Below are 10,196 nucleotides of genomic sequence, written 5' to 3'. Positions count from 1 at the left end.
CGCTATCGGCCATCAGCATCGCGGGCTCGCTGCCGTGTAGCTTCGTCGGCGGATCGGTCCAGATGGTAGGCCGAGACGGCGACTCAAAAGCCACCGTGACGACCCGCGATCTACGATCCGATCGCTCATAGTTGCCCGGATGCAGGATATGGGCGGCGGCGAGCAGGCCGACTACTGCGATCGCCGTCGTTCCGAGGGTGGATCGATAGTGTTCCATACCGGCAGAACAAACGGCCAAGCTCGCCGTTCCAGCGGAACCTCCGCGATAGCTAACCGTGACTTTACAGCCGCAGCCTGCCGCTCAATCCCCCGATTGAACCGCCCGCTCCAGAATGCGGTGAATTGCTGAGATACGCCTGCAACCAGGATGGCGCTTCGGGGTTGGAAGCCGGACTCCTGACGCGGCCAGAACCCTGTTGGATCCGACGATGCCCACCGAGATGCACGACAAGGCCCACATCGACGTGTTCGACCGCGCCGCTCGCGAGCATTGGGCGCTGCGCTTCGGGGTCACCGAGGAGCGTTTACGCAAGGCCGTGCGGATGGTCGGTTCGCGCGCCACCAGCGTCGCAGCCTATCTCGGCCAGTCCGTCCATTAGACGAACGGCGCAGACCTTGGGTCGGGTCCTCTACGCTAGCTCGAACGGTGATCGCTGGGTCCTTCTGCGTGATCCCACCGATGAGCGAAGCTTCGTCCGGCACGAAGCCAATCCGGCTTCAGGCGGCCATACCACCGACATCGCGTTGTCCGCCTTCCTAGCAGCCGATCGTGGTGGCCCGGAGCACCGCGCGCTTTGGCGGCTCATCGGTGCCCTCCTCGAAGACCACGAACCTAAATCGCAGACAGACTTGGCATAGCCGTGCTGCTACCGCCCGGAGCAACGCTGCCTTGTCGACGATCAAGGCCGCGGCGAAGCCTATCGACGGGCTTGTCGATGGGACAGTCGATGATCAGCGACACCATGAGGCAGCGCCACACCAACGCATGCCCACGACCGACCCCGTGACAGCAGGATCGCCGACGAGGCGTTGATCCCCTGTTTTCGGCCTATTCGCTTCGACCAGCATGGCCGCGGAGAAGCAGCACAGCACGAGGGCGGCGACCCAGAGGCAAGCGCGCAGGGTGCGGGTGGTACGCTTTGACATGCCCGCTAGCGTGGAGCGGCAGCGTTAGCGAACTCTTGCGCACGGCTTCGGAGAAAGAGCTGCGCTACTTCGGATCGATGTTCACGTTGCGGGCCATGACCCAGCCGTGATCACAAGGACCGGTGTACGCCTGCTCGACGGGTACAAGGATCGTCGTCCGGCAGCCGAGTAGGGCCGCCCCGTAGACGACACCTACCCATGGCCCAAGCTTCTCGCAGACCACAACCATATCGCCGTCGTGCAGGCGCCCGATCTCGCGGAAAGGCGCTTCGCCCGGCCCGCTCTGCACGGGCAGGAAGCTTTCGGGCTTCGGGCCGACCTCGACGATACGCCCGTTCTCAGGACAAGCATCGTCGCCGATCGAGCCGTGCATCAGGATCGGCACGTTCAGGGGCGTGGTCTCCGCCACGGCCACGCTGGGCAGCATGAGTGCGAGGAGCAGCCCAAACCGCGACGCTATCGAAGGCATCAGAGATGCAGTGCTGTTGGGTGCCGAAGCCATACGGGCTGCTCTGACGGCGCGGGGTCGGCTCGTGAGCCGCCGCTCGGCCGTGAGTTAGTCGGTCAGGACGGCGATGAGCGAGAACGATGTGGCGAGCACGAACGTGCCCGCCACCAGGGACGAGATAAGCAGCATGTGAAGACCTTGGTGGGATGGCTATATGGCCGTGCTTTCCCAACGCTCAAGGTCAAGCGCAGTTGCGCGACCGAATGCCAGGCATGGCCGCTCGTCCCCGCCCCGATCTGCTCACGGGGCGGGGGAGCGTCCGATCACACCAGTGGTGGGCCGATACGCAACGAGACCCAACAGCATCATGCCTATGCTCGGTTAGGCGGCCGTCACCGACGTCGGCCGGAAGCTGTCCCGGGATGGACGCAATCGCCTCATCGGCGACCGAGGGCCGTCCACTGTGTGACGACCGACTCGTCGGCCGGCATGTAGGCGTCGACGATGGCGCCCTTGCGGTTCACGATGCAGATCATCGTCGCCTGGCGCACCTCGTACATCATCGGCCGGTCGTAGGTGATGCGGAACAGCACCGGCGCGAAGTAGTCACCCTTCTTGTCCGTCTTGTCCGCGCCCATTGAGACTGCTTCGACCTGCTTCATGCCGGCTTTGCCAGCTTCGCTCATGACGACCGCGCGACAGGTATCGACGGTGCGGTTGCGGCCCGGCACCTGCGGCAAAGGCTGTCCGATGGATTGAAGGGCCACGGCTGTCCCCTTCACCAAGCCGGTTCCAGGCACCATCGACAGAATGGTCTGCTCACCAGCCGACATAGAGGCTGCCCCGATCGGCGCGATCTGCCAAGGCATCTGCCATGTGGCGGCCGAGGTATCCGGTGCGGCGGGCGCATCCTGAGCCAGCGCAGGGCCAGCCAAGGCAGAGACGAGGGCAGCGCAGCAGATCGAACGTATGGACATCACGGCTTTCCTTCTTCGCGGGGGTGAACGAGGGGCCGCGGCATCGCGCTAGTCCGTCGGCGCGAGGGCGGGTGGCAACGTCCAGGGAGAGGACGGTGCGGCAGTGGGGGAGGAGGTGGGGCGATTGGCTCGCGCCCGGTGCATGGAGGCCTGTGCGACCGCGCCGGCATCGATCCGCCCCGCCGCCGAGGTCGGCCGGCTGATGATGCTCGCCGTCTGGTCGGTGTCGCGGCCGGGCACCCGAGGCCGCGAAGCCGCTGGTGCCGATTTTGGCCGTCGCAGCGCCCGTGCGTGCCGTGCTGGTCCCGGGTTCAGGACCGGCACCTCGACGGTGCCCACTTCTCGCGGCGGCGCGGTCGTGCTGGCTCGATCCACCACCTGCTGCGCAGGATCGGGACTGAGAGTCGCTACGTGTCCGAGCGGGGGCGCGGTGGTGATCGCCGGTGCGGAGCGAACGATGACTTCGGTCGGGGCCCGCGCCTGTGTCGATCGCGGTGGCAGGATCAACGTCGGCACTGGATCAGCCGGCAGTGTCCGCGTCGTCCTCGTCTCCGCTGGATGTTGCGATGGTGGCGGCACGTCCGGTTCGAGCGTTGCCACCACCGATGGCGGGGCTGCCTTTGCGATGTCTTGGCGATCGGGGCGTTCGTTCCAGGCCGGCGGCCGCTCGTGTGTCAGATGCGCAGCATCGAGCGGTGCGCGGCCGATCAGCGGAAGGCGCGGGTTGACGCGTGGTGGCAGGTGGACCAGCGGCTCGACGGCGTCCGCAGGATCAGGATCCAGGAAGGTGCGGGGTCTGTCGGCGCCGGAGAAGGCATCTGGATCGTTTGCTTGGGAGAGTGGGCCCGTCAGGTGAGGGACTTCAACCCAGGTTGGGAAAGTGGATGGGGATTGTGGCCGAGCAGATGACACTGATGCCGGCTGCCGAACGGACATCATCGAAGTCCAATCGCTGTGGGGGACAAGCCAAGCTGCGCCCAGGGCGAGCAGTGTGAGGGTAGAGAGGCAGGAAATCGAGATGGTAGCCAGAGATGACAGAGAAGCACCGGGCCTTACGACCGCGAGGGGCCGGGCCACGCCAACGGGCTTCAGGTCGCCCACATAGATGGGACCACGCTGCAACATCCTCCGAGAACTGGATTTTGCGAGAGACAGTTCAAGACCGGAGCTTTTGAGAGTCGGCGACAGTTCGGCGTGGTTAAGATCGCGCTCGTGCGCGCCGATTATGCAGGCGGTCCAAATATTCTGCCGCAGAGTCTCGTCCCAGCCGACGAGCTTCGCCTGAATCGGGCGCGTTCCTCCTGTTGATCAGCTGCAGACTCTCACCGCATAGCACAGCTCGCCCACCCCCACGCGAGAATCCTGACAGGAGCGACGTGGCCGGAATCGCCAGCTTCTATGCGGCAACCTGTTCAAGGACGGGGTCTGAGCCGGAATCGGACGATGGTGATGTCCGGACGCACCTCAGACTATGCCGGGGAACGCAGCGGATCGCGGAACGTAGGCTCCAGAGCACGGAGGCGCACACCATGATGCAGGCTGACACCCCGATGCCGGGAGAAGATCCTGGCGCTTTGATCGAAGACCCCTCGCGCCTCGATGAAATCGAGCCCTCGCCAAAGCCCATCGTGCCGGAAGAAGACGATCCAGAGGTTGAGGACACTGAGGTGCAGCCGACCTGATCCGTTGCCCGGGTCGCCCAGTCTGGCCTGCCGATTGCCAAGGGTTTCTGGCTCGTCAGTGAGACCGCGGGCCGACTAGCGGCGCGCTCCTGACGGGGTGCGTCGCCCTTTTAAACAGATCCTGCAAAACCGCCGGCCGCAGATGACGCAGGCGGGTGGCGGACTGAACGCCTACATCCCCTTTACCGAGTCGACGAGGCCGGGCTTCTCGGCTTCGGGAACCGTGTCAGGCGTCTGATCGTCGGTCGCGGCGTCTGGGACCTGCGACTGCTCAGACGGGCCGCCGTCTTCGACGAGTCGTGTCTTGCTGGCGTTCTCGCTGGCAGCGACGTCCTGCGTAGAAGAGGGTTTGGCGCCGTTCTGTTCATCAGCCATCGCGACCTCCCACAGCCATCACGATCCCAACATTCGTGCTTAGCGGTCGCCGAGCATCCCCCTGCCCACGGCAAGCTGGACGACCGCAGCCTCCGTCATGATGAAATCACCCATCCGCCAGTGCTGAAAGCCGTCCCTGTCTTGATACGGCACCACTTTGAGCCCGCCTGCACGTAGGGCTGCTACAGCCTCCAAGATGCCAGAATGGCGGACAGGTTTGCGCCTACCCGCCCAACGGCGCAGCCAAACCAAGATCTGCATGCGCATGGCGGTGACCTTGCCCGGCTGAGAGCCTCTAGCGACTGACGAGCCGGCCCCAGACTGCTAAGGCCATGACTCGCCGCCTGCGTAAGATGCGCCTCAAGGTCTGCCAGGGGAAGACGACGGTGCAATGTCGCCGCTTCATGGCAGGCGGATTGCTTCCGAGAATGGATGGCTGTGTTCCACCTCGAATGCTCCGTCCATCGCCGCTGTATGAGCGGGATCTCGGTCGCGAGTGAACAGATTCACGCGCCGACGGAAGCCGATGCGATCGCGGACTCCGAAGCTTGGTTCTCCCAGCTACTCGCAGGTCGATCAGGGGTTGCGATCCTGAGGGATGAGGCCGGTAAGGTTGTCTGGACCGCTCGGCGAATGGAACCCGTCACAGCATAGCAGTCGCGGCTGCCGCCGAATGGAAGTGCCAGCAATCTTACCCTAAGTATTTTTTACGGACAGCAGACGGTGACGCCATGGACACGCGCCAGCCCACAATCATCGAGGCGATTGCTGAGGGCGCACACGCGCGGGCCATTGGCTTGCCAAAAGATAGCTGCCCCTACGACGCAGACATGCCGGAGCGTAAGGCGTGGCTTGAGGGCTATGACGGTACGCCGACCGAGGATGCGTTCGACAGGCCGATAGGGGATACCTGATCACGGGCGGTAGGCGGCGAAGGCGGATTAGGAGCGACCGCTCTCAATGGGCATCGTTGAGGACGGACCGTAGCGCTCCTCCAACTCGGCCCGGCCGGCGTCAGTGATACTGTACTCGGCGCTGTCCTTCTCGGGATCTGTTCGACCGGTGGCCTCGATCAATCCGAGCACTTCCATGCGGCGCATGTAGACGCTCACTTGGTAGAAGCGCGCGCCGGTCTGAGCGAGCGTGCGAAGACGGTAGAGGCTGCCCGGCGCGAGCTTGTGCATGATCTGCGCTCTATGAAGCCATATCTGGCGTCAGTGCAGACGCAGAACCTGCAGCGCCTTGCGCACCAAACGCTCGCCGCACGGCTTGGCGATGAAATGGGCCTCGTCCGGCAGCAGCGCGGCCTCATGGGGCATGCAACCCGAGCAGACGATGATCCGCGTCTCCGGCCATCGCGCACGGACCGCATGGGCCAGATCGCAGCCGTCCATCACGCCAGGCATGTTCACGTCGGTGTAGAGGAGCGCGACACGCTCATTGGCCTCTAGGTGCTGGAGGGCGCCGTGTGCGTGCTCCGCCTCCAGAACATCGAAGCCCAATGCCGTCAGCATGTCGGCCGCCACGAGTCGGGCGAATTCCTCATCTTCGGCGAGGACGGCGATTGGGCGAGGTGCTGACATGGATTAGTGAATGCAGCCGCACGTTGCGTGTTTCAGCGTGGCTGCAGATTTTTCGATCTCACGCCCCACCGGCAGCGACGACGAGAGCGAGGGCGGCGAGGGCTGTGCCCATGGCGGCGGGATAGCCGCCGGGATGGCGGTGTCGCGACGCTATGGACGTGTATGAGAGGTGAGGCACAATGCTCAACCAAGGCATTGCGATCGCTGCCGGTCGTTCTAGGTACCGTCGCCAGCTCACCGGGGTGCGACTTTCGATGGGGCATATTTCATTCTGGGTCGCGGCTATCGTTGCTCCGTTTCTTTCTATCGTTGTCAACGGCGTGCTCCGTATTTGCTTGGGTAAGCCCCAAAGCGCCGCAGCAGACTTTATTCTGACGATTATTGTATTCGATGTTGTTGTTATATCGCAATCAGAGGATTTCAAAAAGTTCATTATGCCCGCAATGCGTGGCGATATTGGATCTATATTTGCGTGTTTAATATTAATTAATCTGTGTATGTGGTTTGTAGCCATATTTAAAATCGAGGAAAAATGGATAAGTTTTATGATCGCAAGAGCCGCACCTATCGCCCTGGCATCACGGGACCCATATTGGGTACTGTGGTGATGTCGGTCGCCGTGGTAACGTTGAATTTCCTGCCATTCGCCTACGGGGAGTAGCCATGCACGAGTTCCTTGTATCGGCTCTCATCGCTGTACCGGTTGCCTGCGCTGTCTCTGTGCCGGCCGGGCTTCTGATCGCGCGCTTGGCGGTGAAGGGCCCGCCGAGGTGGCTCAAATTTTACAAGGAAACGGTTGAGCCTCAGCAAGCTAAGAGCAAGCCGATCATCTTCGTGGCCTCTGCAGGAACGATCATCGGTGCTTGGCGACAAACCTCGGCCGCTGGAGTGACTTATGGCGGTTTGGAAATCGCCCCACTTGCCGCTCCGTCTGAGGGGACGCTTGTCTTTGACGGCGCGCCGGATGGCGCACCACGAGCGGCGGCGTAATTAATGAGTCTGCCTGCTCAAAATGAAGTCAGATTGCTGCTCTGTGACGAGGTTCGTCTCGAGCAGGGGAACAAGCTGGCTATACTTGGCTTCTTTCCTGGATCTGGAGTCGCACTTCCTCGGTCTGCAGATGATCAGCCTGATGCCGTTCAGGCGCTGACCTTCGTATTCATGATCGAAGGTGGCGAGGGCATTTATGAAGCCGGTATGAAGATTTTTGGTCCGGATGAAACTGTAATATTTGATCAAAATATGGGCTCTATGCAGAAAATGCCTGGAGCAGTCGCTGTCTTAATTTGCAGGGTGTCGCCATTCAAGTCAACCAAATGGGGGGAACAATATGCGATTCTTCGGCTGAACGAACAAGATTATAGAAATTTATTTACCGTACAGCCTAACGCAGTTAGTTGAACCGCCTCAGCCGCACCCTGCCTTCCCTAGCCGCACCACAGGCGCCTCGCCGTTCTCGTCAATGAAGATGAGGCCGCAGCCACTGGTATAGCGGTTGCAGTCTCGGTGCGATCGATCTTGCAGGAGAGGCAACACCATGCCGGCCAGGAGCCAAGATCCAGCCAAGTACAGCACGCTCGCCGAACGGTGCGCAGTCGCCATCGCTGACGCAAACTGGTTCCGCAACATGGCCACACAGGCGTTGCGGGACGAGAAGCCTAAGGGCCGCCTCCGCGCCGCGAGCGCGCGAACCGCGGCACGCATCATCTTGGCGCGGGCAAAGCAGGATGCAGCGATGCACCACGCGATCGCTGAAGCAGCGGCAGCTGGGCGGAAAGTTACCTGAGCTGAAGAGTCTTCAGCGCCTATTCCACGAGGCGGCGGATGGGGTCAGTGCAGGCCGGGCGAGTCGACGAACGATTGGATGCCGTTTTCAGCGACGGCTCGCTCAAAGGCCTCGTAGGCCTCTTGATCGTCCGAGAAGGTCTCGTCCCAGACGGTATGGCCACCCTCGTGGTCGACGACCTCAAGGGTCCACTCGTCATCGGTGCCGGCGAACCGGTAGATGTGGACCTGAACGGTGCACCCGTGACGCGTGACGGATCCACCGAGCGATGAGTCATCGATCTCTCGATCCGGGATGGTGGCCATTGGGCGCCTCTTTCAGGATCCAGCACTCTCGCGCGCCAGTCGCTTCGCCCGCAACTCGGCCGTTCGCTCTTCAACGGCGCGCTTCTCAGCGTCGAGTTCCTGCTGCACCTGCTCCGCCTGTTTCTGACGGGCGGCTTCCCTATCGGCCGCGGACGTCAGCAGCCCGCGGGCGTGGTGCGGCAGCTTAGGCATCGGACTTCAGATAGCCCTTCGCCTTCAGATACTCGGTGAGCAGCCTCACGAATTGCCTCCAGGCTTGGCCCTGCTGGCACTATGCCTGTCCGGACTTGGGGATCAACGTAGGCAGGAAAGAGGCTGGTTTTATCGGGATGCAGGCGAGCCGAGCGAGCCATGATGATATGGCCGCCCGGCGAGCGCGTATCAGGCCTTTCTGAAGGGCGTATGCCCCTTGAAATTTTTGGACTGCGGCTGAGCTTTGCGCGGGTCTGGCTTGTTAGCCAGCAGGCGCTTCACGCGCTCGTTGAAGTCCTGAGGTGTGACAGATTGAGCTTTGCCGGTCGTGAGTTCGCGTGCCATCTCGGCCTCCGCATCGTCACCCAGGGCACGGGATTGCGCGGAGGGATAAGCTCATATGGGCCTTCGATGGGCAAGGCGCCAATCTGGAACTCTGCTGTAGCTCTGTTGGTCCGCTGGTGGACGCATCAAACACGACACGATCGTTCTTTGGGAGCGCAAAAGAGATTTTCAGCGGCGGCGAAGCGCGGCCTCGTCTGATCGTAGCATCGGCTGAGCTTTAGGATCGCATCAAGCCGCTGTTAGACTTCTTGGCCAAACAGGCGCAGGATGCTGCGATCACCAGCCGGTCGCAGACCCGTAGGCGCTGGTGGCTGAGAGTAGCGTGTGCTCCCGCCTGCATCGCGTGGAGCGCCGTCATGCCGCTTTCGACCTTCGAACCGCTCGCTCCAGACGAGTATGAACAAGCCCTTCGCCGGATCGCTCGGCGCGACGCCCTGGCCGACTACAACCGAGGGGTCATCCGAGACAGCCGAGACGCGATCCGGCGCTCACGCGAGCTCCTGGAAGCAACCAAGCATCAGGTTCGCCCGCCGAGCGAAGGAGAGTGAACCTGGTCTCCGTGGCGGCGGGTTCAGGTCACCTGTGCTGCAAGCCACCGAGACCGTCGTCTCTCTTACAAGTAGTCCTCTCAGCCCCTAGGTGGTGTCGATGATCGTTTTCAAGCCGAACCCGCACGCGCTGCGCGTGACGCCCTCCGCGAAGGAGCCCGGCCGCTTCGACTGGTCGATCGCGCGCGACGGCGTCGTCGTCCGCCAGTCGGTTCGATCCTTCGGGTCGGAAGGCGCGTCGGAGGCTGATGGCGACGTGGCCTTTCGGGAGATCACCGCTCGGTGGCAGAGCGCGCGCTGAGGCAGTCCAACCGAAGACCGGCAAATGTCAGCGTCGCCGTGTAGACGATCGCTCCGACCTCATCGCGGACCAGCACGATGAAGGCCTGGTTGTCGCCGTCGCTCGGGATGGCGAAGCGCCCGATCTCGGGCAGCGTCTGCATGGCCAACACGCGAGCGGCATCGACATCGTCGCACTCGCTGCCTTCGTTATCGCGGTGAAAGCCGCGGTCGTGGATGTCGAAGAAGAAGCGAGGCACGCTCGACGCTCGTAGTAAACCAACCCGAAAACGGGCAACCTGCGGCTGGGGCGCGAGTTCTGTCCGATGCCAAACGAGGCGGTGGACGGGGCAGGGGCCCCGCCATAGCTCTCCGGCACGGCCGAAGAGATCCCCAACTCGGCGACCTGCGCCGCTCAACGGGGAGCAACTTTCTCAGCGCCCGTACATTCCTCCCCCCTGTGCCAGCATGAGATTGGTGCAATAAGTTCTGGGAGGTCGAGCCATGAACGGTATAGGACCGCATACCGT

Annotated in this window: 15 protein-coding genes; 7 read left to right on the top strand and 8 right to left on the bottom strand. The window is 62.6% G+C overall.

The annotated features are described in order from the left end of the window. The first annotated feature begins 428 nt into the window (after nucleotides 1-428). A complete protein-coding gene (locus MMSR116_RS31240) occupies nucleotides 429-599 on the top strand; it encodes a DUF3606 domain-containing protein (protein ID WP_158169358.1) in 171 nt (56 codons plus the stop codon). Between the two features lie 611 nt (nucleotides 600-1,210). On the opposite strand, the gene MMSR116_RS31235 is transcribed toward MMSR116_RS31240, so the two are convergent. Both MMSR116_RS31235 and MMSR116_RS31230 read right to left on the bottom strand, forming a co-directional pair. Further along, nucleotides 1,211-1,648 (bottom strand): integron, encoded by a 438-nt coding sequence (locus tag MMSR116_RS31235; RefSeq protein WP_158169356.1) that lies wholly within the window; start codon nucleotides 1,646-1,648, stop codon nucleotides 1,211-1,213. Between the two features lie 383 nt (nucleotides 1,649-2,031). After that, nucleotides 2,032-2,571, bottom strand: a complete 540-nt coding sequence (locus tag MMSR116_RS31230) for a hypothetical protein (RefSeq protein WP_158169354.1) — start codon at nucleotides 2,569-2,571, stop codon at nucleotides 2,032-2,034. Nucleotides 2,572-4,100: 1,529 nt separating this feature from the next. Between MMSR116_RS31230 and MMSR116_RS31225 the strand changes: the two genes are divergently transcribed. Beyond that, nucleotides 4,101-4,253, top strand: coding sequence for a hypothetical protein (locus MMSR116_RS31225; protein ID WP_158169352.1), 153 nt, complete (start codon nucleotides 4,101-4,103; stop codon nucleotides 4,251-4,253). Nucleotides 4,254-4,424: 171 nt separating this feature from the next. Here MMSR116_RS31225 and MMSR116_RS31220 read toward each other — a convergent pair whose 3' ends face one another. Continuing rightward, entirely contained in the window at nucleotides 4,425-4,628 is a 204-nt protein-coding gene (locus MMSR116_RS31220; protein ID WP_158169350.1) for a hypothetical protein, read from the bottom strand. Nucleotides 4,629-5,359: 731 nt separating this feature from the next. On the opposite strand from MMSR116_RS31220, the gene MMSR116_RS31215 reads away from it, so the two are divergent. Then, a complete protein-coding gene (locus MMSR116_RS31215; RefSeq protein WP_158169348.1) occupies nucleotides 5,360-5,542 on the top strand; it encodes a ribosome modulation factor in 183 nt (60 codons plus the stop codon). Nucleotides 5,543-5,569: 27 nt separating this feature from the next. Here MMSR116_RS31215 and MMSR116_RS31210 read toward each other — a convergent pair whose 3' ends face one another. Next, nucleotides 5,570-5,812, bottom strand: coding sequence for a hypothetical protein (locus MMSR116_RS31210; protein ID WP_158169346.1), 243 nt, complete (start codon nucleotides 5,810-5,812; stop codon nucleotides 5,570-5,572). A gap of 30 nt (nucleotides 5,813-5,842) precedes the next feature. Then, a complete protein-coding gene (locus MMSR116_RS31205; protein WP_158169344.1) occupies nucleotides 5,843-6,211 on the bottom strand; it encodes a response regulator in 369 nt (122 codons plus the stop codon). 179 nt (nucleotides 6,212-6,390) lie between these two features. On the opposite strand from MMSR116_RS31205, the gene MMSR116_RS31200 reads away from it, so the two are divergent. The 3 genes from MMSR116_RS31200 to MMSR116_RS31190 are packed head-to-tail and all read left to right on the top strand — an operon-like array spanning nucleotide 6,391 to nucleotide 7,612. Beyond that, nucleotides 6,391-6,819, top strand: coding sequence for a hypothetical protein (locus tag MMSR116_RS31200; protein WP_158169342.1), 429 nt, complete (start codon nucleotides 6,391-6,393; stop codon nucleotides 6,817-6,819). 55 nt (nucleotides 6,820-6,874) lie between these two features. Continuing rightward, entirely contained in the window at nucleotides 6,875-7,201 is a 327-nt protein-coding gene (locus MMSR116_RS31195) for a hypothetical protein (RefSeq protein ID WP_158169340.1), read from the top strand. Between the two features lie 3 nt (nucleotides 7,202-7,204). Next, nucleotides 7,205-7,612: a hypothetical protein gene (locus MMSR116_RS31190; protein WP_158169338.1), complete on the top strand. Its 408-nt coding sequence runs from the start codon at nucleotides 7,205-7,207 to the stop codon at nucleotides 7,610-7,612. Between the two features lie 429 nt (nucleotides 7,613-8,041). Here MMSR116_RS31190 and MMSR116_RS31185 read toward each other — a convergent pair whose 3' ends face one another. Further along, nucleotides 8,042-8,302: a hypothetical protein gene (locus MMSR116_RS31185; protein ID WP_191991864.1), complete on the bottom strand. Its 261-nt coding sequence runs from the start codon at nucleotides 8,300-8,302 to the stop codon at nucleotides 8,042-8,044. Nucleotides 8,303-8,683: 381 nt separating this feature from the next. Beyond that, nucleotides 8,684-8,839, bottom strand: a complete 156-nt coding sequence (locus MMSR116_RS31540) for a hypothetical protein (protein WP_191991862.1) — start codon at nucleotides 8,837-8,839, stop codon at nucleotides 8,684-8,686. A 639-nt stretch (nucleotides 8,840-9,478) separates the two neighbouring features. Between MMSR116_RS31540 and MMSR116_RS31175 the strand changes: the two genes are divergently transcribed. Further along, nucleotides 9,479-9,688 carry a hypothetical protein gene (locus tag MMSR116_RS31175; protein ID WP_158169334.1) on the top strand — a complete coding sequence of 70 codons (210 nt, stop codon included), beginning with the start codon at nucleotides 9,479-9,481 and terminating at the stop codon, nucleotides 9,686-9,688. Here the strand turns inward: MMSR116_RS31175 and MMSR116_RS31170 are convergent. Then, the gene (locus MMSR116_RS31170) at nucleotides 9,660-9,926 is read right to left on the bottom strand and encodes a DUF6894 family protein (protein ID WP_158169332.1); all 267 of its coding nucleotides are present in this window, start codon (nucleotides 9,924-9,926) and stop codon (nucleotides 9,660-9,662) included. The genes MMSR116_RS31175 and MMSR116_RS31170 overlap by 29 nt on opposite strands. Between the last annotated feature and the right edge of the window lie 270 nt (nucleotides 9,927-10,196).

Origin of the sequence: Methylobacterium mesophilicum SR1.6/6 (genome assembly GCF_000364445.2) — a bacterium.
Lineage (GTDB): Bacteria > Pseudomonadota > Alphaproteobacteria > Rhizobiales > Beijerinckiaceae > Methylobacterium > Methylobacterium mesophilicum_A.
This window is presented reverse-complemented; position numbering and strand designations above follow the sequence as displayed.